Raw genomic sequence first — 23,670 nt, 5'->3', positions numbered from 1 at the left:
TTCCTATCCCCTGATCAGCACTTGGCCCTTAACAGTTGCCTTGAACATCGAGTTGTCAATTGTCGACTGCGGGTCAGACTGCACCACTACGGAAATCGACGAGACCAACGCATACGGTGGAAACTGTCCAAGCAGTTCAAAATCGCGGGCCGGTCCATCCATGGTCCAAGTTGCGACTTTGTATGTGTTCTGCAACGCACTTGCGTCGATTCCATCTGCACCGAACAGTCCGAATGGCGTGATCGTGAACTTCCCCGCCACCTGATAACCCTGAAGCTGAGAACCGAAATCCATCGTCACGGCGTTTTCAGTTGGCGCCTGATCGAGAAACTGGCCAACCTTTCCAACAGGTCCGATTGGCGACGTAGCCTGCACGTGTACGACGTCCTGATCGAACTTATAGGCGTGCTTCCACTGCTCAGGTAACGCCGCGACAAATGTCTTATACGTACCTTGCGTCAACGCACGCTTGTAGTCGACAGCGCAAACCATTACCGCCGACGGCGTGAACGAGCACGAGGTGCCGGCTAAACGCCATCCGCCGACATCCCACGGAAGCTCGCGGAACCATTGATACCAAGGGCCAAGGTCCGTTGCTTTGAGACTCGGCGTCATACGCGCTTGCGCGATAACGTCGTCGTACAGCTTTTGCGGATTGGGTTGCTTGGGGTCGTGGTAATCCCGCCATTTCTTCATAATCACCGGGGATGCCACTTTTGCGATTAGAAAGCACGCGAGCACAATGCCAACCGCGATTCCCACCTTCCGAACGGGTAGCTGGGCCTTGGGGCGGTGCATTGCACTGCCTTCGTCCGCGTGCTCGGCCAATACCCCAATCGGCGTCGAATAGATTCCTTCGATCCCGCGAACGTCCCCGATCAGATCGAACGGTTCGTTCTTCAGCAGATCCCGATACTCGGCGACCTTTTGCTCAAGGATTTCGCCCGAGATGTCGGCGAGGTCGAATTTGTCACGCGGTTTGCCTTTGTAGATCCCAACCAGGATGAAGGTCCCGGTCTTGTTGGGATTGTTCAACGCCAGCAACACGTTCTTCTTGAGTCCCGGGATCCGCGAGACGATCTTTGCCGCCGCGAACACCGGAACCTTGACCGCGCCAACGTCCTTCTCAGTCAGGTCCGCAGCGGGCAGTAATCCGACTTGCAGAGCTTCATCGTCAGTCCAGATCAGCACCGACTTATGTTCTCGGGCCCGCGCGATCGCCATCGACTCGGGTGTACCACCGCCAACCAGGCGCTTCCACGCGAGTCCAAATGCAACCTTTTTCCCGTTGACGTCAATAATCATGAGTCAGCGTCCTGAACAGCGGCAGACAGAATGATGATGGTGGTCACACGCTCGGAGTCTGCAGTCTTGGAGCCACCAGCGATCAACGGAACGTTCGGTGCGAGACCGCGTCGATCGAACTGATTCGTCTTTTGCTCGAAGCCCGTCAAAATGAGCGTTCCGCCGTTGCGTACAATCGCGTCGACGGTAGCACCCTCGCCGCTTGTGTTCGGAAGTTGGACGGACTGCTGGTTTGATCCCGATCCCGACGTGAAGGTCTGTAGTGACTGCAGCGTCGACTGGTCGATCGACACCGTCAAATTGATCGAGTTATGGGCGGTTACGCTCGGATACAGCATCAGTTTGAATCCGACCTGATCCTGCGATGTCGTGATACCCGGGATCCCACCAGTTCCACCGGCAGTGGACGTTGCGGGCGTCGTCGCGGACACGTACGAGAACGTCTGGCGCACGTTGTAGTACATGCCATGCCGGTTCTGAATCGACAGCGGGATCTCAGTGGACGTCGATACCCGCCCGATTTCCTGAAGCGCCTGAACGATGGCCGTCGTACCCTTGAACGCGCCACTTGTAATGCTCAGTCCGAACTGCCCCGCGTTGTTGACGCCGTTTTGACCGATGAGCGAAACGGGTGAAATTGACGACAATTGGAATCCCGGAATGCTTTGCAGGGCCTTCGTCATCACAGCGTTCCAGTCTACCGCTGCCTGACCGGTGTCAGTTGTGTGCACCTGGATCATCTGGAGCCGCACCAGCACCATCTTCGACAGAATTTGCGTCTGGAACTTGATGATTTCTTCTGCCTTGTCGACCGCCTCTTTTGTGTCCGTGAGGGTGATCGAGCCAATCGCCGGATCCGCCGAGATCGAGCCAGCGCGGGTCATGATCGTCTGGATCGACGCCTTGACCGAATTCACCTCGCTGATGTTTGTCGCTTCGCTCTTGATCGGCGCGTCCTGCTGCTGCGCCTGCGTATTCAGCGCGTTCGTATTGTTCGATTGCTGCGTCGACCCATTGAATGCCGTCGTATAGGACATCGATCCCGGTTTGATGGGCAACAACCACGTCTTCGTGACCATCCGGTAAAAACGGATCACGCCCTTCTGGTCGTCGTACTTCCAGTTGATTCCGAGGCGAGTCGCGATGAGGTCGAGGGTGCGGGACAATGCCATCTCGCCCGGTTCGAACTGTACGTCCATCGGCGTATCGATCGATGCAGAGCCAGAATATCCTTGCAACCCACCCAAGCCCTCCCCCGTCGTGGGAATCGGCGGAAGCACTCCTTTTGCCGTCGTCGGCAGAGGTGCCGCCGGCGCCACGCCCGCGCCCTGTCCAGCCCCGGCCGTCTTGAGGTCCTCACTCGATTGGCCGCGCGGCAGTAGGGCCGACGCCGGCAGATAGACGTCGCTGTCGATTTTGACCGGGATACCCGTCGACAAAGTAATCCGCTCCGCCGCCACCGGAAGCGACACACGCCGGCCGGGGAACATCATGTCCGTATTGACATTCTTCTGCAGAGCTCGCGGAAGCACGACATCGCGGCTCAACGCGACGGCTTTCCCCGCGAGAAATGGCGTATCAATCATCTCGTCTCGCTCGCGCACTTGTTCCGAGTTCGCGATTTGATCGAACAGTTTCTGTCGTGATTCCGCCTGGATCCTCGAGTTGTCCTCAGCTGCTCCCTTCGTCTCCCTCTCCAAAGTGGGCGACACACATCCCGAAAGAGTCAGAGCGGCTACAAGCGGCGCAAGCACGAGGCATTTCATCTCACGTTTCATCGGTCTACCTTGGTATCGTCGGTCTTGTCGACCAGGGCGTCATTAAGGCCACGTCGGTATCGATGCTCCTGCTGGGGAGTGGCGGTTCGACGCCCGACCTTTACCTTTTCCTAGCAGAAAGTAAAACACGCCACAGAGGGTTGAACTACGCGGAAACAGCGCCTATTGCGGGCACCTTTCCAGCCGGATTGACGTCGCCACAACTGGAGATATCAATCAAGGCAACCGGATGACCAGAAATGTTAAAGGGCGCCGACGGCGCCCTAGTCCTGCAACTTCGACTGCACGCTGCTACCTTTTACACGGTGTCGTCAGAGGTACCACCTGCACCCAGTTATTCGCGTAATAGCAGCCGTGCACGGCAAGGTCGCCACGCTCCGTGGCTTTCAAAGTCGCCCGAACGGCATCGACAAATGACATGTTCCGCCACGTGTACTCGCCAGTGATGTCGATGTCACGATCGACGTCCCACTCGGAATTCCATCCGGCCTGGTGCGCCCAGCGCGCGATGAGTTTCCGGAAATTTTCGTCGCTCGCTAGGACCGCGAACTGCTGCGTCGTTCGAGAGACCGCGACGTCACCGCCGGCCGATACGCGAGCGACGGATGGATCAGCAGCTACGACGCCAGCTTCGGATGCTGAAGCAACGGCCGCCACCGTGACGCCAGTTGCGGATGCTGGAGCAACGGTCGCCGCAGCTGCCACAGGGACGAACGCTTGATTTTTGTGCCCCTGCGCCGCCGCGAACGGCACTACGAGGGCGAGAGCGGCAGCGGCCCCACGCCGCAGTAAAGTCGATTTCTTCATTTCGTCGTAGTCCCGGCTGTGGGTTGAAGCACGACCACGTAGCGGCTGTCGCCCACGTGAGTCAGATCCAGTGTCTTGCCGTCCAGGGTGAGCTCCATCTTCTCCCGCACGGGCATCGTGAATGCGGTCGGATCCGTCCACTTCACGGCGATGTCCGAGTTGTCGACACGATCGACGGCGTACATAGTTTTCGGCGACGTCCGCAGCTTCACCGTCAGGACAGAATTGGCTTCGCTGAGCGTCTCGATCCCGGCCTTCCCATTAATCTTCACCAGGCCGCCAAGATTCGGCTCCGCGTAGATCAACTTGGCCTCCTTGTCCACCCCGAGATTGCATGCGCCCGCACCCGCCTTACCTAGATCCACAAGCTTGGCGTCGAAATTTGGCTCACGGTCAACCGGCGGAACGGTGATCTTCTTGTCCGCGACACCCACACCCCACGAAAGCTCGTAGTGCTCCTTCTCGGCGAATACTGCCAAGGTTGAGCGAAGCGAGATCCCGCCGGTTCCGCTCGAGTTCTCTCCATTGCTGGAACTCCCGTAGCCGGCAAGCGATGCGAGACGTCGAGCCCCTTCCTCGCGAGAGAGCACACCCGCTTGAACATCCGCCTTGATTGCATCCGCCTTGAATGCCGGTGAATCGGGCGACGCGTAGTTCACCGGAACCTGAGTCGGCTTGCTGTACACGCGAATCTCGGCGTCGAGCCCGTCAGCTCCCGAGGTATCAGCCGTCACATTGATCACGCTCGGTGGAACGCCATTTTTGACAAGCCAATCTCGCACCGCGCCCGCGCGATTCTCTGCCAGCGTTTCCATCATGCTGTCGTCGTCGCGCCCCATAATGACGACGCGGCTCGCCTTCTTTGCCGCCGACAAAATCTCCGACGTCGCAGATCGCTTCGGAACCAGAAGCTTCGAACTGCCACGCTTGAACTGGACATCGAACTTGTCTTCCGTTGGAAGTTCCGTAGCCCACGAAGCATTGTCCCCAATCACTGGGGTTGCATAGCTATTCGCCTGCATTGCCTGATGCACGTATACCGGGCGGTTGCGCTGCGTAACGGCGTACAGGCCGTCCACGTCGACGTGCGTCGCCGGCACCGTCCCAGGCTCATTTACCCGGGACATGTCGACCACGTGCGGCTTGGCACCGTCGTACTCTGCGACTCCGGTCTCCTGGCCTCGTTGGAATACAAAGCGATTCGCGACGAACGGCACGGTGTAGTAGATGCCCTCCTGGTTCGGCTCGAGCAGCTTGTGATCTCCCGCATCGTCGAGCTGAATCACCGGCGCCGTCTTCCCGACAGGGAACTGAAAATAGGTCTTCGAACCATCATCGAACACCTGACTCGGTCGAACGTCTGACCCGCCAGTGGTTCGATACGCGAAGTCGTAGTTCTGATTCGATGCTGCCGGCAGCGGCGCCGTGGCACACGCGGACATGGCCAACCCCGAAACAACGGCAACGATGAAGCGCAGTTGCGCGATGGATTTCAAACTGAGTTTCACGATCTCACCTATGGTATGGCGGCAGCACCAGATCTTTCCCGAGGACGATACTCACGGGGGAACCCGGAGGAACCTTAATCGTCGGCGGAATGTTGTTGTAGCGGTTCAACACCGTCTGAGACGTCTGGACCATGATCTGGCCAGCGGCATTGAGCGGTGAATTGCTACCCGCATAAACGTTGTTATTGCCACTATTCGGGGTCGTAGCATATGCGATCGCAGCAGGGATGATGGCCGTCGCAAAAATCTGCAGGATGTGGTTGTTCACGTCCCCAGGCAGACCCGTTGCGCCCCCCGAATCGGCCCCTTGCGAATTCGGCGTGTCCACGCAAATACCATCCGGACGGCAGATACGACCCACCGCAACCTCAATCCGCGACTGGCCAAGACGGATATCCCCATTGTTCCCGCCGCTGATCGACGAACCCGCTGGAATCATGACCTGTGTGCCAGTAACCGAGTCATAGACATCGCTGACTACACGCATCTCGATAGGGCCCGAGAGGTCGCTATCCACCATTCGCGTCGTAACCGCTTGAATGAGGGTATTGCTGCGCAAGTAGTACCTGGCCGGTGGAGCATACGCCGTTTCAGCCGAGTGGTCCGATAGCTTCGAGTTGTAATCCGTCAGCCATTGCGAATTCGCTGTAGCTCCCGCCCCGGGGTTATTGCCGCTTTGCATTCCGGGCATGTGCTTCAGAATATTGCTCATGTCCGACGCACTCGCGAGCTCACTCCTCTGTAGGTCGCTCATCTGAGGCGGGACATAACCCGGCGGCATATTCCCCTGAGCCGAACCCGATTGAGCGGCATTCGATTTAACCAAGACGGGCGAGTTTCTGATCATGGACTCGCGGTCTGGATCAGCCACTCCCCGACCGCCCCTCGCGCCATTCGCGGCCATCGCCGGTGGTAGCGGGGGCAACGCGCCAGCAGGAGGCAACCCCACCGTAGAGGATGCGGCTCCTGGCGCTTGCGCCGGCGCCACGCCCATCCGTCCACTATTCGCCGATTGAGCAGCTTGCAGCTCCTGTTGCTTCTTCAGAGCATCAGCCTTCTGCTTGCCTTCCTGAATCTTCTCGAGTTGGACATTCTGTTCCGCGGCTGCCTTGTCCTTGTCAATGGATGAAGGGTCCGCCGCAGGACCGAGCTCGGTAGCATGAGGAGGAGTCGGATTGAAATCGTGACGATGCACGCTCTTTCCGCCGAACTTGATATAAGCCGCCACCAGGACGACCGCGCCAAGAAGAAGCACAATCTTCCAGTGCATGTTCTTCTTGGGCAAGCCTCCGTCGTTGGCGTCCGGATCGATGATCGACTTGTTGGTCATTGAGCGACCTTGTTGTTCGTGATCTCGACTTCTTCCTTGCCGATCTTCAGCAGGAACTTGTGCATGACCTTCGTGACCTTCAGATATTTTCCGTCGACAACAGGATCGAGTGCCGCATAACGGTTATCCGGCGTAACCCAGAAAACTGCCGGCCAATCCTGGATGTTTGCGGGCATCTGGATCCACGTAAAGGTGCCGTTGTCGATCACCTGCACGGGTTTGAACGGAGCATTGCCGCTGATCCGGTAGTCGAAGTTCAACTGTTCAACGTCGACGCCGCGCGTCAGCGGGTCGCTTGCCGTCGGTCCCACGCCAGACGCCTGGGGAGCAGCAGTCGTCGCGAGCGGTTGCAACATCGACGTGCCGGGATATCCCCACGTAACCCGTTGGTACCACTTGCCCACATCCGCTTCCGTCGAGCGCAGCATGAGTTGATACGTGCGACGATCTGTAACGACCGTACCCGACGTCACAACATCGTCGTACTTTGGTCGAATAAAAATGTGGCCTGCAACGCCTGTTTCGCAGTCCCAGGAGAACGAATCGCCGAGGGCAACGCCCTTCACAACCTCTCCGGCTTCCAGTTGAATGTCCGTAACAGCCTTGGGGCGAGTGAGGATCTGATAGGTGTTGTTCGGATCGAAGTCGAAACGAACAAGTCGAGTGTCACCCGGCAGCGGAGTTGCAATCAACACTGCATGGGCACTCAGCGGACCCGCGAGGAACAGAATCGCGGCGAGAATTCTCACAATTAACGACATCATTAAAAGTCCTCGACGCGGGCGAAGTGGGTGATGTAGAGGCCGACGGGATTGCTCGCAATTTCCTCCTCGCTCTTCGGCGGGGAAATCGCGTAGTGGACCGTAATCCGATATTGCTTCGTATCCGGATCTCCCGTACCGCCACCGGCCACAGTCGTCAAGAAGATGAAACCGACGCCGTTCTCGCCTGGGTCAACGCTCTTGACGTGAACAACACGTGTGTACTGCGCGTTGAGCGCCAATTTGCCGAAGGGGTTGTCGTCCCTCATCATCTGGGCAAACTCGCCGACGGCCGCGCCTCGACAAAGCGCCTGCGCGGCCTTTAGATCTTTCTGCGATGTGTACTGGTCGATGGTGAGCGCCTTCTCTGCCCAATGCCTGAGGAAATAGGAGCGCATGTTGCGATTCGGCGTGAATTGCACAGCGGCGACAGCGCCACCGTTGGCAACTGCACCATCGGCCTGCGGCTGCACCATCCACGGAATGATGGTCTTAAGTGGCAAGAGACGATAGAAGTCCGCCGCCATGACAACCAAGCCCAAACCCATGACCACGGCGATGATGAACCATCGCGCGGAGTTGGCCTGGCTTGTGCCGATGATTTCGAAGAATTCGCGCTTGGCCTTGTCGTATGCCGTGACCGGCCCGGCATTTCCCGCCATCAGCACGTCGACTGGCTTTTCTTTCCGATTGAACAGCATGCTTCCCGCTCCGAGATTTCTTAGCAGGAAGTAAAACATGGGGGCTTAGTGGTCAACCATTCTAAAAGAACGCCTAAGAAGGGGTTCTTTCCCCGGGCGGACTGCTCGGATACCCGATGGTGACCGTAACACTCCTCCTCGACCAACCCCAAAAGAAAGGGGCAGGCCCGTGGAAACAGGACCTGCCCCGATCGCGCAAGGACTCGGATCAGTTTCGAGAAATCGTTTCTCGGGCCTCCACAATGTCGTAGACCGTAAGACTAGCTTCCTCCCCATCCAGCATTCTCACGGCACGCTGGTTCACAGCTTCCTGAAGGATTGCGTCGACGTTTGCAATCGATTCCCCTTTCAGGGCATCCACCACCCGAGCCACGAAACTGTTCAACGGCTCGATGCCTCGTTTTTCAAGCCAGCCGGAGACGTATGTCTCGATACCCACTTCATCAGGCAGATCGAAGCGCACCTTCTCTGTGAAGCGGCCGCCGCGCATCGCAGCCTCATCGATATCGTCCACGAAGTTCGTGGCCGCGACGAAAACGATATCCGGTGTTTTGCCAGCCGCGCCGTCCATCGAGACCAGGACCTTGTTGGTCAGCGCGGAGACGTTGGACATCTGGCGGTTCCGGAGAATATCGTCGGCCTCATCCAAGAACACGATCACCGGACGAATGTCCTTGGCCTCGCGGATCAGTTTGTCCCACGATGAGGGGTCAGCCATCAGCGTACTGCCTGTGGTCTGCAAGAACGCCCATCCCGTCGCCTTAGCCAGAGCACGTGCCGCTTCGGTCTTGCCCGTTCCCGGAGGACCATAGAACACGATGCCGGTCGGCGCTTTGCCGCCCATTTCCTCGATCTGGCTGATTTTGGACATACGGGTTGCGATCGCCTTCAGACGCTTGCTCGACGCGACAGATAGGATGATCTCGTCCAGCCCTTTCGTATTCTCCGGGATCTTGCCTGCGCGACCTTGCAGAGCTCGCATCGCAGCCATCAAATCGTCGAAGTCAAAGCTATTCCGATTGGTCTTTCGCTTCACTTCCCGAATTTGCTCACCAACCGACTGGATGCGCTTGCTGGAATAGCCGACCCAACGCTTGGCTGCACGTTCCACTGCTGCTTGCGGAATTTCCACATACGGCACATAACGTTTGAGCGAGGCATCGAGAAGTGCGAGACGGGCAGGCTCATCCGGCGTCGGAACTTCAATTTTGAAATCGAAGCGTCCTTCCCGCATCCCGGCCGCATCGAGCTTGTCGAGGTAGTTCGTTGCAGCAACCACGACGACACGATGCGCACGGATGTCCACCAGCTCCGTCAGCAGTGCGTTCGTGATCTTCCCTTCCTCACCGCCGGCCTCGGCCATCCCAGCCCGGTCGACGAGCAGACTGTCGGCTTCGTCGATGAAGAGCATGCACGGAGCGTGTGCCTTCGCGTCCGCAAACGCCTGAACGATGCTTTCCGTCGTCTGGTTCTTCCAACGGCTGGCCACGTCGCTGTTTCGCAGCTTGATCAGTGGAAGCTTGAATTCCCCGGCCAAGCACTCCGCAAATTCCGTTTTGCCATTCCCCGGCTCACCGTGCAGGAGGATACCGTTGCGCGGGTCCTCGCCCTCCGAGCGCTTCGCCAGAATATCCGACACGGCGCCGCGGAGGCGATCCTTCAGATCCTCCATCCCCACGAGCGAATCAAGGGTCTTTCGCGGAGTCGCAACCGGAAGATGCGGCAGCGGCGTAGAGCCTGTTTCCTGCGGATTGTTCACGACCAGGGCGCGTTCGCGTTCATCAGAGGCCTCAGGGAACTTCCGGGCAAGCCACGGGTAGACCGAAAGAATCGGCAGAAAACCTGCGAACCCCCAGAACTCCCCGGCATCCGCATGACCCGAAAGCAGCGCGATCCAGCTGAAAGCAAAGACAGTGATTGCCACGTAAGCGACAGCCCGGAATCGGATGGCCGCAAGACCGAGGACCACGATAACGATCGACGCGACTCGGCCGTACAGAATCACGTCATGCGCTGATTGATTCGACGTGAGCAGTTGCCACGTCTCCCAGGCCCATGCAATTGCTGACAGTCCCGCGAACGCCAGGAGTGCGATCACCGCCACGCCGAGAAGGGTATCGAGAGGGTTCGACGGACGATAGTAGCCGTTCATCATTCACCTCCATGTGCCGCCGAACGAGCCGAATCGAGGTGAACGTGAGCGCTGCGTGACGAAAGGTCCACGTTGAGGCTGGTGTTGTAGTACCAGCCATAGCAGGCAAGCGCAGCAAACAGAATGGTTCGGTAGAGGGTGGTCATGTTTCCGATCTCCTTACCCCTAATGTACGTGAAGGCGATCCGGAAACAAGCCCCCGCGAGCGGCTAGAAGAGAAGGCGGTAAATGAAAGGAACTGCTTCCAAGGCGGTCCACAAGACCAGCCCACCAACCCCCACGACAAAGAAAATGGGCTGCTCAAGGAGCGTCCGAGCGAGCGTCACGCCGATCGCACTTGGAACCGACTCCCGAATCATTGCGTGCAACTGGCTTTCCCTCGCGTCCCATTCCTCTTCGGTATCCGGCGCTGCGCGAAGCATGTGAAGCGTATCCACAAATGCTTCTCGGAATGATCTCTTCGTCTGGAGTTCGTCGACTTCTGCGTCAGTGGTGCTCATGATATTCCTTTCATATACCTATCAGCAAGGCGATACATTAGCGTCGGGACGCACTGCCACCGCGTGCTTGGGCCATCGTTGCCCGAACGCCGCCGCCTGCAGCCATTGTCTTTCTCGATCCGCCACTCGCACCGCCACCACGGGCCCCGCCACCCCCGCCACGGATCCGGCTGAGCGCAGCCTGGCCAGCCGACTTGAGGCCTTGACCGGCCACGCGAGCACCCTTACCCGCGAGCTGAGCCGAGCGCTGGGCGGTCGCACCAAGGCCCCTATGTGGCCCCCAGTTCTTCACGCTAGACCAGGCGCCAAAGCCCATGCCAACCCGGGAACCGCCTCCGAGCAGACCCATCGCAATGCCGTTGATCTCGGACATCATATAAGCGATCACCAACGCCAGCACGATCAGGACAACATACAAAATGACGTTCGTGGCCGTCGCTCCCTGGGCAACAGTTGTCATGGTGGTCATCAAGACGTCGGTCATCTTGATCATGATCGCGCCGACGATCTGCATCATGCCGGCGCCAATCATGTACTTCAACCACCCATCGAAAAGGAAAGTGGTGTACGGCATAAGGAGCCAAGGCACCATCACGGGCGCAACCGCCAAGCCGATGTACACCTTCATCTGTGAGAGGATGTAATTCCCTGCCCACAGCGCCGCGGCGCCAGCCATGATCACTGTCGTCGCCAACTTCAGAATCACAATTGCGAGACCTGCGAGGATCGAGCCGAGGTCGAAATCACCAATGGTATGGAACAGCGAAGAAAACCAGTTGCTCCCGCTCGACCCCGACGACGTCGAGCTTGCGTCCGCACTCGACCAAAGGCTGGAGATCGCGGTGAAAAAACTCTTGAATCCTCCGGACAAGTTCGTACCTGCGCCAAACTGGCTCGAAATCGTCGAGAAAGTCTGCGTCAGCGCGTTTTGCGAGCTCGAATTCAGGCACGCCATCACAATGCCGAGCATAAGAATCTGAGTGATGATCTGCGCGAAGACCTCACCCAGCGACTCACCCTTTAGCATTCCGGTGATCGCCGTCCAGACGAACATGACGCTGAAGAGCGCCCACTCCAACTCGGTACCATCCGCGGACAATGTACCGCTCAAGCTACACAAGTTCGACTGAATCGTACTTTCCAGCTGGTTCAGAGCCGTCGTCACCTGTGAAACGAATTCCGAAGCCGCCGCGGAAATCGAAACTCCAGTGGAGCCAGAACTCTGCGCGAAAGCCGAGACCGAGAAAAACATGCACGCGATAAACGCCACGACCGATAGCAGCCCAAATATCCCCGCTCGGTCGGACGATCTTTTCGATGACATTTGCATATTCACACAGAACATACCGGCTTCCTTTGAAACTAGTCGCCTAACCGCCACTTACCCGCCCATGCGTCGGGCGGGCCCCTTCAGTTCGTCGCTCCGCCGCCAGAGGTCCTGTAGACAGGCGAACCGCTCCTCAAGCCGTTGACCAGTGAACTCATGTTTCCATTGTCGGTACTAATCGTCTGGTCGATCGATTGAAGCGCATCGTTGTTGCGCTGCTTTGCGATAGCCTTGTTCGTTTCTTCCATCGCCTTCGCGCTACCGTTCATCGACTGGAGTTGTTGCATCAGTTGGGCGTTCTGCATGACAACCCGGTTCATCTGCTGATTCATCAATTGCATCGACTCGTGGATGCCCGACGTTGTCGGGATCTGCGACTGCCACTGCTGCGCCATCGCATAGTCCTGCTGGATGGCGTTGAGCGTATTGGCCTCGTTCTGCGCACGAATCTGCGCGGCGCCGATGCCGTTCTGGATATCCTGCTTCTGCTTCGCCATAAACTGATCCCACGTCATGTTGCTCAGCTGGGCGGCCGAGAACTGAGTAGAGATTTGGTTCGACATCCCCGACAGATTACCGTACAACGAATTTAGCGAATTGATGTAGCCGTTGATATTGGTCAGATTGAGGTTGCCCACACTCTTCAGCGTGTTCAATGCCTCCGGCCCAATCGATGCGAGCTGCTTGACCTCATTCTCGTACTGCAGGATCTGAGTCGTGTACTGCTGCGTTTCCTTGAGAACAGACTGCACGGTCTGCGCCGCCGTCATCAAGTTCTGCGCGTAATTCGACGGATCGAAAACAATGTACTGGGCAAACGACGCCGTCGAAGCAAACATCAACAGCACGGCACCAAAAATCTTTTTCATGGCTTTCCTTTCGTATCGTATGGGAACTACTGCAGGCCGTTGATCAACGACTGACTATTCTGGTTGTCCTGCTGAATGGCGCCATTGAAAATAGTCCGTGCAGCAGCGTCCTGATTCTCTCTGCCCAGCTCATCGGCCTCGCTATTCGCCTTGAGTACTCCATTCTTGTCGACGAGCATCTTGATGATTTGCGAGTTCTGCATGAGGACTCGGTTCATCTGCGTATTCAGCAACTGGACATCCTCATTCGTTCCCATCGTGGCCGGAATTCGCGCCTGCCACTGCGCCGCCATCGCGTAGTCGTTCTGAACCGATTGCAACGTCGCAGCTTCGTTTTGAGCGCGGATCTGTGCCGACTGGACCCTCGCCTTGATTGCCGCTTGTTGTGATGCCAAATATTGGGACCACGTCTGTCCGGACAGTTGAGCTTCTGTGAAGCGGTTGTTCAACGCGGTCGACACATTGTTCAAATCACCAACGACGTTCTGAAGGCTGGACACGTAATTGTTCACGTCCGCCAGATTGGTAATAGAGACCCCGCCCAACGCCGCAAGCTGCTGCGGATTGATCGCCGCCAACTGCTTGACCTGCATCTCGTACTGCTGGATTTGCAGCGCATACCTTTGCCCATCCAAGATCACTTTCTGGGCGGTCTGCGCGGCTTTGATTACGTTCTGCGAGAAGTTGGTCGGATCGAACACCAAACCGCCCGTGAACACCGGCATACCGCCGGCGTAGCACGAACCCGAAAACAGGACGGCCAGGAAAGCTGCGACGACTTTATTCATTTTTTGCGACCTCCCCCAAGCGCACCATTTCCTCGATGTACTGTTCTTCCCAATCCGGAACCAGCTTGGCGCGGAATTCCTTGTATTTCTGGATCGCGAGCTGATCCGACCGCAGGCAGGCGAGCATCTCAGGCGGAAAACGAACGTTTGCCATGCGTGACATACCCTCCGGATTCACGAAGTAGTACTGCACCTTCCGCGTCGCTGTCCGGATGCGCTCGATCTGCTCATCGTTGAGCTGGAACTTGTTGCGATACAGGTCCAAGTGGGCCATCACGCTCGCGTTCGGCAGGAAAATGCGGTTCTGGATGTTGTCGATGATCGTGGTGAAAATGTCGCTATCGGCGATTTCTTTCAACGATTGTGTAGTCATACCGACTATTGCATTTTTCTTGGCGAGGGTGCGCAGCCAGTTGTCGAAACGCTCACGCAGCTTTTTGTTTTTCAGGAGATACCACACCTCCTCGAGGTAGATCAGCGTCGGTTTGATCCCCTGCTCCGGATCAAGAACCAGCATCTCATCGATGCAGAAGAACGCGTAGTCGATAAAGACGGGTGCCAGGATCTCATCCTCGAGCAACCCTCCCATCTCAACGTCGGTGAAAGACGACAGCTTGAAGTCATCCTCCGAGCTATCGAAATGCGGATATGTGCCACCGTCCTCAAGCCAAGGCTGCAACTCTTTGTACAGGTCGTTTGAAATGGCCTTCATGAAATCCGCGAGGCGCGACAGTCGCCAGTTCTCCGGCGGCTGATCGGCCAGCATGTTGAGCGCCTTGTTCATGTCGAGCTCGTCTTCGGTCTTCCACTCGTACTGCCGAAGAGTAACGATCAACTGCAGCCAACGCATCAGCCATCCTCGCTTCGTCGGATCGTTCACGACGCGCAGGGGATTCATGCGCGGTGGCTTGCCCGTGCTGGGGTTCATGTCGATATGCTTCGCACCCTGAAGACCCGAGGCGACATAGCACGAATAGTCCTTATCGAAGATCAGGACATTGCACGGGTGATACTTGAAGAACTGCGAAATCAGGAAATTGAGCAGCGTCGTCTTACCCGAACGCGACGGGCCCACCACGAAGAAGTGTGGCAAGTCCCCTTGGTGGAAGTTGTAGTTGAATGGAACATTGTGCTCGGTCGGCAAAAGTGCCAAAGCCGGAATCGGCCGCTGCAGCTGACCCGACAGGTGCGAATTGCGACGTTCGCCGGTCCGAATCGCTCGGAGTTGTGCCAGATCCGCGAGATTCCCCACGTTGATGAAGCCCCATCGGACGATGTTTGCCCATTGGCCCGGCAATGTCGCCGTGAACGCCGAAAGCGCGTACATTCGTTCGCGAACCACCTTCGCACCGACAGCGGTGCGCATCGTGCTGCCGACGTCTTTTAGCGTCTGCTCCATCTCTTCTTCGGTATCCCCGTAGCAGAGAATGGTCATGTTGTAGTGCCCGTAGGCACGGTCGAGCGCCGTCAGATCTTCCAGCGCAGACGACGCGTCTTCTGCCAACGCGAGTTTGCCGGCATCGATCTTGTCCGACTCCGTTTTCGTCATCTGTTCCACCAAATGCGTCGTCCAACGCTTGGTGCTGGCCATGAAATGGTCCTGCGTGGCCTGGATGTACTTCTTCGCCCGTTCGTTGCCCCAGAACTCGAAGCACTGACTGACGGTTATTTCACCGTCAATTTGCAGTAGCGGATCAGTCACGCCGGGCGCGATGATGTTCGGCCAGTTCTTCACGCTCATTGCGCCCACGTAGCGCGTGACGTCACCCTCGAATTCAAGGTGCTTCTTCTTCCGTCGAAGCGTCGAGTCCGGCAGGTACGTATTTAGGTACACCGGAATATCCGGGATTGCCACGCGGTGGTGGTCGTTCGGCGGACTCACACGCTGGTGCATGAACGTCATCAACTCGTTGCTCTGCAGCCGGCGAAAGCCAAGCGAGTTCACCGTCGTCTCGAACTCTTCGAGGATCTGGCGAAAGTGAGTTTCGTGTGCGTCAAACTGCTCGAATGCGAGCGCCGCGTTCTTCTTCGCCGAAGTTGCGGAGAACAGGATCGCACTCAAGGCTTTGAACATCCCAACCTTGTGCCGATCCATGTGGTTCGTCAGCTTGTCGAAAAAGCCGCCCGAGCCACCGAGATTGCGGTAGACCACTGCAAAGTAGTGGCGGTTCTCGTACTGCCGCTGGCCGAACAGGTGTTGTTTCCACGACAGATCCAAGAACTTGCCGATCGCCGTCGGGAAATCTGCGTCCGGATAGTATTCCGTCCGACGGCGGTCCATGATGGACCAAACCAGGATATGTTCATCAAATCCCTTGAGAGCTCGCTCAAAGTTTTCGACAAACCCATCCGTTTCGATCGGGAGACGGCCCTCGGCATCAATACCCGCAACCTCGTACACGACCATCATCGATCCGTCGAGGTTGAACACCATATCTGCGGCGTTCATACCCATCCACGGTACGAGTTCCGAAAAACTCTTTACCGATTTCAGATATGAGCCGAGGACTGCCTTGATACTCAACATAAGATGTCACGCCCAAAGCCATGCGGCCGTTTGACTTTCGATTTCCGATCGATCCGGACCCAGGGGTCGTAGACGTCGGACTGTCGGCTGTACTGCGTGTAGATCAGGAAGATGTTCTCGTCACGCTTCGTCAGCCACACCAGGAAAAGGTGCACTGCTACGCAAAACGGGAAGTACAGCCAGATCCGCCACACTCCCAACATTGCGATCGCGATCGCCAGGTGGACTTTTGCAAGGCGCTCTTCCACCCCGGCGATCGTCTTGATACGCATCAGGGACGAGTGGATTACCGTGGTTCGAGGTTCGTAATCCATCTCATCCCCTTTACGCGCCCGAGCAGCCGCTGCCCGTACCGCCGCCGTCCGTCTGGATCGCGCCGAGCCACGTCGCTGCCTGCAGCGCGATCGAGATGCCGACGATCACGGCGAGACCACGACCGACCCAGCCACTGACTTCGCCAGCCGCCCACATGATGCCGAGGATCACCACGATGATCCCCGAGATCGCGTAGCCGACCTGGCCCGTCATGAGGTTGAAGAAGTCGCACAGGATGCCGGTAATCGGCAGCGTCAGCGTCGCGAAGGCCTGCGACGACGAGACCAGCGCGACAGCAAGCAGCGACCCGATTACGACCCTACGCTGCTCGGGCGAGCTCGCCTTGATCGCCGCCGAGCATCGGGACATCAAACGTTTCATATCTGCTACTCCTATAGATGAGAGTGGTTTTGTACTCTTTCGACTGCCGATCAAAGCCGTCGACCTTTACTACTTCTGCCACGATCCGGTCGTCGCCGACCAACTTCATGAACACCATCACCTGGAAAGCACTGGCAATTCGAGCCTGAATGCCTTCCCGGCTATCCGGCGCATCGGCAGATTGCGCCACCATGTCCTCGAAGCGAGTCAGGCCTTCCGCACCGTTATTCGCGTGCAACGTCACCAACGGACCTTCGTGCCCCGTATTGGCCGCCTGAAGAAGATCGTTTGCTTCGGCACCGCGGGCCTCGCCGAGCACAATTCGGTCCGGGTTTTGCCGCAGCACGCTTTCTAGCAGGCGCTTGGCCGTAACCTTGAGCTGCGGGTTGATCTGCAACCGCACGTTGTTCGGCGATTTGACGACGAGTTCCGGAACCTGCTCGATGGTGATGATTCGGTCGTCGGGCGGAAAACATCCCAGAAGGGTGTTCGCGAATGTGGTCTTGCCCGAACCCGTACCTCCGACTATCGCGACGCCGAGACGACGACGAACCGTATCCGCCAGAACGTCCGCCACTTCCTTGGGCAGAGCGCCCTGCTCGACCCAGTCGGACATGGCCTTGACGACCATGTTGTTGCGACGGAACGCGATGGTCGGGCCATCGACGGCGACCGGCGGAAGTGTTGCCTCCACCCGAAAGCCGGGCAGCTTCGTACTCACGATCGCGTCTGCCGATTCGTTGCTCACCTGGATGCCCGAATTGGAAGCGAGAAGGGTAATGGCGGCCTCGATCTGGGCGGCCGAGATCTTCGCCCCGCTGCAGAACTTCTTTCCACCCTGCTGAACCCAGACATCGTCCGGGCGGTTGATCATGATGTCCGTCACGGTCGCGTCCTCGAGCCACTCCCGGATCGTGCCCAAACAGTTCATGACCATTTCGAGCAGACTGTTTCGTCCACTGCTGCGGCCATCTCTCTTCAAATCGCTCATCGTTATCCTCATTTTGGCGACGCGTTACCGCGTTGCCCTATTCAGTCATTGCATAATCTAACCAAGCTTCCTGTCAGGAACTACCCGGAAACGCAACGTAAAGCGGGGGGGTTTCCCCCCGACAATTGCTCAGGAACCGAAAATTCGCTGAGAGTTGGAGAGCATCACCGCCACAGGAAGGGCCATCACGAGCGCCCAAATCGGTACGAACAGAGGCGTCACCGGGATCGGTGCCACGAGGTACATGACGGGGAAGAAAATGATCCAGAGAAGCACGTGCGCAGCCAGGGAGAAAGCGCTCGGATTCTGATAGGCAAATTCGGCTAGTTTTTTTGCGCGGGTCATATAGCCGTCGACCACGCAAGCGATCAGGAAGGGACCAACGAAGGCAAGCCAGTGCCACACGATAAACAGGCGGATCATCATCCCGTAGAGATTGATCACCATCGAACCGAAGTAGGAGTTGGTGACCGTTCCAAAGTGCTTGAGCGCGCCGCTCAGGGCATGCGCCTTCCTGTAGTCAGCTTGTGAAAAGTGAGTTTTGTTCAGGTCCGCGATGAACCCGGATTTCACGAAGGCGGTGCCGTAGACGCTTTTTGCGCTGTCGACAATAGTCTCGGTCTTTTCATCCCCGAAGACCGCCCTCGTCATCTCCACCTCACGCGAGATTCGGTCAAGCCCGTCTTGCACCGAGACAATCGCCGGGACGGCGAGGATCAGCACCAGCGTCAAGAGAATCCAAAACTTAAGATGTAAACCCCACTTCATCACTGCCTCCCATGTGCTCGAATATCCAGCGAGCCGCTCGGCAGCTCGCTGACCCGACCGATGTCCTTGGCCGTCATAATCCGACTGCACAGCAGAAAGCGATTCCCTACTAGCACATCAGGCTCTGCCGGCGGGACACGGACGAATCGCACTTTCTGAAGGCCAAGGCGCCTTGCCCACGAACCAATGGGTTCCTCGAAAGGCGGCCATACCCGGCGGTTGCCTGCCTCATCAAAACCAACGGCGCTGTACTCCATGGCAACGTCAGCAGACAGCGCCAATGATTCGAGAAAGGCGACCATCGAATCGGTGCTTCTCCGTGAAGTTTCATAGACCTCTACGAAGCGCTCGATCGCGCGCTGGATCGCCTCTTCCACCAGCGAAGTCCCCACCGCGCCCGGGTAGCGATCAGACAGGATTTCGCAAAACTTCAGAGCCGACTGCTGCAGCGTTGGCCACTGCAAGAAAATCGGTTTGGCCGCGGCCTTACGCTCGGTCGAACGAAGCACGCTTGACAGGATCACGTCACCCTGCTTGCAGATGCTGGACACAGGCACTTCCACAGCGCCCTTCGTTCGCCTACGAAATTCCATGCCTGACAGATCGATAACCTGCGATTCCATAACTCTTTTTCAACCGATATAGTGTGTCCAACTCGTCACAGAACGAGCTTCGGAATGCGTCCCTTGACAACCGTCCCGCGGTTCCAAACGGCCATGTAATGCAAGTCCGGCAGTTTGCTCATCAACGTGATGGGGAACAGGTCGACCAATTCCTCGGATACCGTCTCGCTGATCGACCCGCCGAATTCAATTCCGTGGTCCTCCGTCTTCGAATTGCGTCCGTGGCTGCGCGAAATCTTCTTGATGTATGTTTCGCCAATCTTCTCGGCGATAATCTTTTGCGTTTCTTCGTCCTGCGTTGCGCCGGCTATCAGGTTGTTGAAGTTGCCGATCATCCGCTTGGCCTTGACCTCCGAACCGAGCTTGTCGGCAAGGTCAGCGAACGTCTGGCCGCAAGCGATGATGTCCAGGCCGGCGCCACGGCCCTTGTTCAACTCCTGAATTACCGGCTCGCACATGACATCGCCCCACTCGTCGATCAAGACGACGATGCGGGACTTTTCCTTGATGTTCTTGTCGTAGTTGTATCGTTCACCAGCAACGGCCTGCATATCGGACAGGAGCGCTGCCGCGATCGAAGATCCAACTTCCGGATCGCTCAAAGAGTCGAGCCCAGCGTAGAAGATGTAGCCGCCGTCGACGATCTTTTTCGTGTCAAAAATCGGACGTGGATCGTCGATATCGTCGTAATCCGGGCTGAGTAGCCCTTCGAGCTCGCCAGCAGTGAGTTTGGTGAGCAGCGGCAGCAACAGCACCATCATCTTGGCGAACCATTCCCTGTTCGAGCGCACGGTACTGATCAGGCCTTTGATTTGGCGTGGCTGATCGTTGAGCGGGATTTCGGACTCGAAGAACTCCACGTAGGCGCGCAGCTCGGCCGAAGCGCCTTCCATATCGTTGTTCTTCTTGCTTTCCGGTTTGTTGAATTTCGCGATACCGGGCGCTACTTGCGCCTCCCACCCCGGGACGTTCTGCCTGAAGAAGATACGCAGCGCTTTTTCCAGCAGCTTTTGCGCGCCATTGAGGTTCTGGATCGCATCAAGCAATGAAGACCATGACGGCCTCGTGCCCGTATAAATCAACGCCTGGGCAACGTGGTTGACCTGCATCCACACGAACGAGCGGAATGACTCGTCCCCATCGCTCGGGATGAGTGACGAGATTCGCGACGCCACTTGAGTCTCCCGGTCCCAGTTCTTGAGCGTGTCGATACGCACGGACTCCGACGGGAATGCCGGATGGAACGTGATGACTTTCTCCGGTCGACCCGAGAGCGAGCCGGCGTTCCTCGCGATCTCCTTCAGGTCGTGATCCCCTTTCGGGTCAATGATGATGATCGTGTACCCGCGCAAGGCAAGCTGATAGACGAGCAGGCTATACAGCGTCGTCTTGATCGCGCCAGTCGTCGCCAGCACCGCGGTGTGGCCCTGCATCGCTGAAAGCGGCATCAACATGTCCGACTCTTCCGCGAGCCCGTGGATCCACTGGAGGCCTTTCGCGTTAGTGGGGTCGAGCTGCGGTCCCTTCAGACCGCGAGCCTTGAGAAACCACTTTGGCGGATACACGGCCGCAAGATCGCGTTTCATAATCTCGGTTGCCTGTTGGGTATGACTAGGCTCCCAGCGATAACCCCAGCCAAGCCACAGGTTGTCCCCGAACTTCGGAAGATTGACCCGAACAACATCGGCCTTCAGAAAAGTGAAGGGCTTGCCCGCAAGATTGGCTTTGAAGTTCCAGATGCTCTGCGTTTGTTTGGCTCGCCACAGCATCATTGCGGCCGAACCGGCGCCCATCCATACGAAGGCGTTCGTGTGAACATCGGACGCTAATGCGATGCCAGTCATCGAGGCAAGCGACACGCCCCACGCGACCGCCGATCGTGCTTCATAGGTCGGCCGGAATAGATTCTGGTAGTTGATGATCATCGGATGATCTCGAGATACTGAACGGCGTGTGACGCCAAGACGAGGCACGGTGTGTCTTTATCCGAGCCCGGTAGTTTCCGGTGGTGCTGCTTCTTGCCAGGATTGGAGGGGTCGACGTAGAGCATGTTCAGGTGATCGAGCTCCTCAATAACGGCCGGCAGAGGGGCGCCGAGGGTTCCCGCGTATTTGAAGCTCACGCACAAGCCATCGCGGTCGAGCAAGAACTTGTCGTTGAACTCACCCGATCGATAGTCCGCAATCAAACGACCTAACGTTTCGCCAAGAAACGGCTTCAACTTGCGACGAAATTGCTCGGGCAGAAGCTGGACGTATGAGAACTCGGCCTGCTCGGCTGGTGCCGGGAGCTTGGCTTGTGCAGGAGCATCTTGCTTCTGAGCAGCACCCCGATTCCCGGCGCCGCCCGTCGACGGTGGAACTTCCTTTTGCGCGGCAGTTGCGACATCATCCCCACCCGCCCGCGCTTTCTTGCTGCCACGCCCCTCCTGCGCCGCGCCCGAATCGGCACGGCTCTGCGTACTTGCCGGGATGCCAGGCGTCCCGCTAGCGCTTGCCGCCTGTTCCAACGTAGCCGCGTCGATGTCCGGTTTTGTGGCGGGAGGATTTGCACCTTCTGCAACACGCTCTGCGATCGCCTCTTCTGCCGTCCGCTCGCCCAGTTCGGTCGGATCCAGCGTCCGCATCGCCGACCGGGTCTGCGCTTGTTGTTGCATCAGTGACGTCAGCCGATCCGGTGCTTTTCCTGCCGGTGCCGGTGGCTTCGGAGCCTCGCCCGGAGTGGAGATGGCCTCAGCCGGCGCGGGAGTCTGCGGAGGAGCAGGCACTGGAGATACCGCAGAAGTTGGTGTCGTCGCAGGAATTTGCGAAACGCTTCCGCCAGTCGGGGCTCCGACCGGAGCAGCAGCCCCGCCCGCCAACGCTGTCGGTAGCGGCGATACTTCGATATCGCCGAGCAGGCTGAGCGGGTTGACGAGCTTGGTCGCGACGTATTCCTTGCCGTTGGGAAGGACGACCTTCCAGTACGGATCGCGGTCCACCTTCGCCGTAAAGACCTTCGCGTTCAGCAGGGCCTCCGCGAGCGTGTTTGCCTCCGTCGGCACACCCTGAATTCCCTTTTGAGCGATTTCCCGTGACAATTCCTCCGCGGCCTTCTTCCAGATCACGAACAGTCCGTCCGCCCCGAACCACACGCGGCCGCCATCCTGGTTGATCTTCCACTTGCCGTCACGAATCAGCGTCCGCATAGCCTCGAGCAGATGGGGTTCAAGATGGTTACCCACGACCATCGTGCCGTAGTAATCCGGCCGAACCGCCTTGTCGCGATCAAGGACACGCTTTCGAATCCGCGCGACGAGCTCGGCAACGGAGTTTTCGTTGTCTCGCGTCGCACCGGTCGCAACGGAGAACACGATGGGAGCGATCGCCGGCGACCCGGCCTCGAGGTATTGAAGACAGCGATCGGGAACGATACGGCTAATCATCGCCGACACCTCGCCCTTTGCCGACGCGTTCTCAAAACGCGGCTCGGGTTGCCAGGAAATGTGATACCGGTCAAAGCCGCCTTCACCACACCACCGATGCAAAGGGAGCAGGTACTTGGGCCATTGAGCGCCATCCGGCCCACTGACAATCAAGGACGCCAGCGGCCGGTGCAACTCTGAGCAGACCCCGGCCAGGAACGCTGCATAGCGCCATCGCGGCTCGAGCTTATGACGGCGCTCCACTCCTTCGGTCGGGGTGAAAATCACCCCCTCAGAGGCCTGCAAACAGTAGAAGCCCATCTCCAGCGACAGACGGAAAAGACCGCCGGCGCCTGTGTGGGTTTCTTGGCGAGAAGCTGGAAGAAGGTGGATGTACTCGGCAAGGTTCTGAATTACCGATAGGTACATGTCGGCGAAATCAGCCTCGGTCCCCCCCGCTACGGTGCGAATCCGCGCAACCATCGCGGACTGGCTTTCCACAATGCTATCGACCGGCAGGACCTCAATGCCCGGATCTATGGGGGGGTAAACGGGAACACGCGACGTTACCGTGTCCACACGAACTTTTGACGCAGCATGCCGTTGGAGCACAACCGGCGCGACAGCCGGGGCTTCCTGCGACGTCTCGTCCGATCGGCCTGTCAGCCGCTGTAGGATTTTTTTGAGCATAAAAAAGTCTATGCCCAGCCACCTACCCGAGAAAGCGCGAAACGTTCGTCAAATGAACAGGCTTTCCTCGCTTTAACGCTTCTTGACAGAAATCTGAGACGGATTGTCTACTCTTCCACCAGGATTCGACTATTCTTCCTGATGAG

Annotated in this window: 21 protein-coding genes; all 21 read right to left on the bottom strand. The window is 57.8% G+C overall.

What is annotated here, in order from left to right:
* Positions 1–3: 3 nt before the first annotated feature.
* The 21 genes from CJU94_RS37200 to mobH all read right to left on the bottom strand — a co-directional run bounded on the left by CJU94_RS37200 (position 4) and on the right by mobH (position 23,524).
* Complete coding sequence (locus CJU94_RS37200; protein WP_095423586.1) at positions 4–1,305, bottom strand: hypothetical protein; 1,302 nt, start codon at positions 1,303–1,305, stop codon at positions 4–6.
* Positions 1,302–3,083, bottom strand: a complete 1,782-nt coding sequence (locus CJU94_RS37195; RefSeq protein ID WP_095423585.1) for a type II secretion system protein GspD — start codon at positions 3,081–3,083, stop codon at positions 1,302–1,304. The genes CJU94_RS37200 and CJU94_RS37195 overlap by 4 nt, the downstream gene beginning before the upstream one ends.
* 291 nt (positions 3,084–3,374) lie before the next feature.
* Positions 3,375–3,890 (bottom strand): TcpQ domain-containing protein, encoded by a 516-nt coding sequence (locus CJU94_RS37190; protein ID WP_095423584.1) that lies wholly within the window; start codon positions 3,888–3,890, stop codon positions 3,375–3,377.
* On the bottom strand, positions 3,887–5,398 hold the full coding sequence (locus CJU94_RS37185; RefSeq protein ID WP_244221202.1) for a TrbG/VirB9 family P-type conjugative transfer protein: 1,512 nt from the start codon (positions 5,396–5,398) through the stop codon (positions 3,887–3,889). Before CJU94_RS37185 ends, CJU94_RS37190 begins: the two co-directional genes overlap by 4 nt.
* 4 nt (positions 5,399–5,402) lie before the next feature.
* Positions 5,403–6,728: a TraB/TrbI/VirB10 family type IV secretion system protein gene (locus tag CJU94_RS37180; protein ID WP_095423583.1), complete on the bottom strand. Its 1,326-nt coding sequence runs from the start codon at positions 6,726–6,728 to the stop codon at positions 5,403–5,405.
* Positions 6,725–7,492 (bottom strand): TrbG/VirB9 family P-type conjugative transfer protein, encoded by a 768-nt coding sequence (locus CJU94_RS37175; RefSeq protein ID WP_095423582.1) that lies wholly within the window; start codon positions 7,490–7,492, stop codon positions 6,725–6,727. The genes CJU94_RS37180 and CJU94_RS37175 overlap by 4 nt, the downstream gene beginning before the upstream one ends.
* Positions 7,492–8,190, bottom strand: coding sequence for a VirB8 family type IV secretion system protein (locus tag CJU94_RS37170; protein ID WP_095423581.1), 699 nt, complete (start codon positions 8,188–8,190; stop codon positions 7,492–7,494). The genes CJU94_RS37175 and CJU94_RS37170 overlap by 1 nt, the downstream gene beginning before the upstream one ends.
* A gap of 208 nt (positions 8,191–8,398) precedes the next feature.
* Positions 8,399–10,345, bottom strand: coding sequence for an AAA family ATPase (locus CJU94_RS37165; protein WP_244221201.1), 1,947 nt, complete (start codon positions 10,343–10,345; stop codon positions 8,399–8,401).
* Positions 10,342–10,488, bottom strand: coding sequence for a hypothetical protein (locus tag CJU94_RS41140; RefSeq protein ID WP_157763878.1), 147 nt, complete (start codon positions 10,486–10,488; stop codon positions 10,342–10,344). Before CJU94_RS41140 ends, CJU94_RS37165 begins: the two co-directional genes overlap by 4 nt.
* A 63-nt stretch (positions 10,489–10,551) precedes the next feature.
* Positions 10,552–10,842: a hypothetical protein gene (locus CJU94_RS37160; RefSeq protein WP_095423579.1), complete on the bottom strand. Its 291-nt coding sequence runs from the start codon at positions 10,840–10,842 to the stop codon at positions 10,552–10,554.
* Positions 10,843–10,879: 37 nt separating this feature from the next.
* Positions 10,880–12,187, bottom strand: a complete 1,308-nt coding sequence (locus tag CJU94_RS37155; protein ID WP_244221200.1) for a type IV secretion system protein — start codon at positions 12,185–12,187, stop codon at positions 10,880–10,882.
* Positions 12,188–12,252: 65 nt separating this feature from the next.
* Positions 12,253–13,038, bottom strand: a complete 786-nt coding sequence (locus tag CJU94_RS37150; protein WP_095423578.1) for a conjugal transfer protein — start codon at positions 13,036–13,038, stop codon at positions 12,253–12,255.
* A 26-nt stretch (positions 13,039–13,064) separates the two neighbouring features.
* Positions 13,065–13,826 (bottom strand): conjugal transfer protein, encoded by a 762-nt coding sequence (locus tag CJU94_RS37145; protein ID WP_095423577.1) that lies wholly within the window; start codon positions 13,824–13,826, stop codon positions 13,065–13,067.
* On the bottom strand, positions 13,819–16,275 hold the full coding sequence (locus CJU94_RS37140) for a VirB4 family type IV secretion system protein (protein WP_244221199.1): 2,457 nt from the start codon (positions 16,273–16,275) through the stop codon (positions 13,819–13,821). Before CJU94_RS37140 ends, CJU94_RS37145 begins: the two co-directional genes overlap by 8 nt.
* Before the next feature lie 71 nt (positions 16,276–16,346).
* Complete coding sequence (locus CJU94_RS37135; RefSeq protein WP_042975973.1) at positions 16,347–16,667, bottom strand: VirB3 family type IV secretion system protein; 321 nt, start codon at positions 16,665–16,667, stop codon at positions 16,347–16,349.
* 10 nt (positions 16,668–16,677) lie between these two features.
* A complete protein-coding gene (locus tag CJU94_RS37130) occupies positions 16,678–17,049 on the bottom strand; it encodes a TrbC/VirB2 family type IV secretion system protein (RefSeq protein WP_095423575.1) in 372 nt (123 codons plus the stop codon).
* Entirely contained in the window at positions 16,988–18,040 is a 1,053-nt protein-coding gene (locus tag CJU94_RS37125; RefSeq protein WP_095423574.1) for a TadA family conjugal transfer-associated ATPase, read from the bottom strand. Before CJU94_RS37125 ends, CJU94_RS37130 begins: the two co-directional genes overlap by 62 nt.
* 129 nt (positions 18,041–18,169) lie before the next feature.
* Positions 18,170–18,808 carry an IncC plasmid conjugative DNA transfer DtrJ family protein gene (locus CJU94_RS37120; RefSeq protein ID WP_095423573.1) on the bottom strand — a complete coding sequence of 213 codons (639 nt, stop codon included), beginning with the start codon at positions 18,806–18,808 and terminating at the stop codon, positions 18,170–18,172.
* Positions 18,808–19,359, bottom strand: a complete 552-nt coding sequence (locus CJU94_RS37115; RefSeq protein WP_244221198.1) for a hypothetical protein — start codon at positions 19,357–19,359, stop codon at positions 18,808–18,810. The genes CJU94_RS37120 and CJU94_RS37115 overlap by 1 nt, the downstream gene beginning before the upstream one ends.
* A gap of 107 nt (positions 19,360–19,466) precedes the next feature.
* Positions 19,467–21,356 carry a conjugative transfer system coupling protein TraD gene (gene traD, locus CJU94_RS37110; RefSeq protein ID WP_095423571.1) on the bottom strand — a complete coding sequence of 630 codons (1,890 nt, stop codon included), beginning with the start codon at positions 21,354–21,356 and terminating at the stop codon, positions 19,467–19,469.
* A complete protein-coding gene (mobH, locus tag CJU94_RS37105) occupies positions 21,353–23,524 on the bottom strand; it encodes a MobH family relaxase (RefSeq protein ID WP_095423570.1) in 2,172 nt (723 codons plus the stop codon). Before mobH ends, traD begins: the two co-directional genes overlap by 4 nt.
* Positions 23,525–23,670 lie beyond the last annotated feature (146 nt).

This window comes from Paraburkholderia aromaticivorans (assembly GCF_002278075.1).
GTDB classification, from domain to species: domain Bacteria; phylum Pseudomonadota; class Gammaproteobacteria; order Burkholderiales; family Burkholderiaceae; genus Paraburkholderia; species Paraburkholderia aromaticivorans.
Note: the sequence above shows the minus strand (reverse complement) of the source record. Positions and strands in the feature narration are given on the sequence as shown.

What these genes read in the sequence shown, in the direction of transcription:
- CJU94_RS37175 (WP_095423582.1), bottom strand. Translation starts at nt 7,492, where the DNA reads ATGATGTCGTTAATTGTGAGAATTCTCGCCGCGATTCTGTTCCTCGCG.
- CJU94_RS37120 (WP_095423573.1), bottom strand. Translation starts at nt 18,808, where the DNA reads ATGAAGTGGGGTTTACATCTTAAGTTTTGGATTCTCTTGACGCTGGTG.
- CJU94_RS37155 (WP_244221200.1), bottom strand. Translation starts at nt 12,187, where the DNA reads ATGTTCTGTGTGAATATGCAAATGTCATCGAAAAGATCGTCCGACCGA.
- CJU94_RS37135 (WP_042975973.1), bottom strand. Translation starts at nt 16,667, where the DNA reads ATGGATTACGAACCTCGAACCACGGTAATCCACTCGTCCCTGATGCGT.
- mobH (WP_095423570.1), bottom strand. Translation starts at nt 23,524, where the DNA reads ATGCTCAAAAAAATCCTACAGCGGCTGACAGGCCGATCGGACGAGACG.
- CJU94_RS37195 (WP_095423585.1), bottom strand. Translation starts at nt 3,083, where the DNA reads ATGAAACGTGAGATGAAATGCCTCGTGCTTGCGCCGCTTGTAGCCGCT.
- CJU94_RS37140 (WP_244221199.1), bottom strand. Translation starts at nt 16,275, where the DNA reads ATGAACGCCGCAGATATGGTGTTCAACCTCGACGGATCGATGATGGTC.
- CJU94_RS37145 (WP_095423577.1), bottom strand. Translation starts at nt 13,826, where the DNA reads ATGAATAAAGTCGTCGCAGCTTTCCTGGCCGTCCTGTTTTCGGGTTCG.
- CJU94_RS37125 (WP_095423574.1), bottom strand. Translation starts at nt 18,040, where the DNA reads ATGAGCGATTTGAAGAGAGATGGCCGCAGCAGTGGACGAAACAGTCTG.
- CJU94_RS37180 (WP_095423583.1), bottom strand. Translation starts at nt 6,728, where the DNA reads ATGACCAACAAGTCGATCATCGATCCGGACGCCAACGACGGAGGCTTG.
- CJU94_RS37130 (WP_095423575.1), bottom strand. Translation starts at nt 17,049, where the DNA reads ATGAAACGTTTGATGTCCCGATGCTCGGCGGCGATCAAGGCGAGCTCG.
- CJU94_RS37190 (WP_095423584.1), bottom strand. Translation starts at nt 3,890, where the DNA reads ATGAAGAAATCGACTTTACTGCGGCGTGGGGCCGCTGCCGCTCTCGCC.
- CJU94_RS37160 (WP_095423579.1), bottom strand. Translation starts at nt 10,842, where the DNA reads ATGAGCACCACTGACGCAGAAGTCGACGAACTCCAGACGAAGAGATCA.
- CJU94_RS37200 (WP_095423586.1), bottom strand. Translation starts at nt 1,305, where the DNA reads ATGATTATTGACGTCAACGGGAAAAAGGTTGCATTTGGACTCGCGTGG.
- CJU94_RS37150 (WP_095423578.1), bottom strand. Translation starts at nt 13,038, where the DNA reads ATGAAAAAGATTTTTGGTGCCGTGCTGTTGATGTTTGCTTCGACGGCG.
- traD (WP_095423571.1), bottom strand. Translation starts at nt 21,356, where the DNA reads ATGATCATCAACTACCAGAATCTATTCCGGCCGACCTATGAAGCACGA.
- CJU94_RS37165 (WP_244221201.1), bottom strand. Translation starts at nt 10,345, where the DNA reads ATGATGAACGGCTACTATCGTCCGTCGAACCCTCTCGATACCCTTCTC.
- CJU94_RS41140 (WP_157763878.1), bottom strand. Translation starts at nt 10,488, where the DNA reads ATGACCACCCTCTACCGAACCATTCTGTTTGCTGCGCTTGCCTGCTAT.
- CJU94_RS37170 (WP_095423581.1), bottom strand. Translation starts at nt 8,190, where the DNA reads ATGCTGTTCAATCGGAAAGAAAAGCCAGTCGACGTGCTGATGGCGGGA.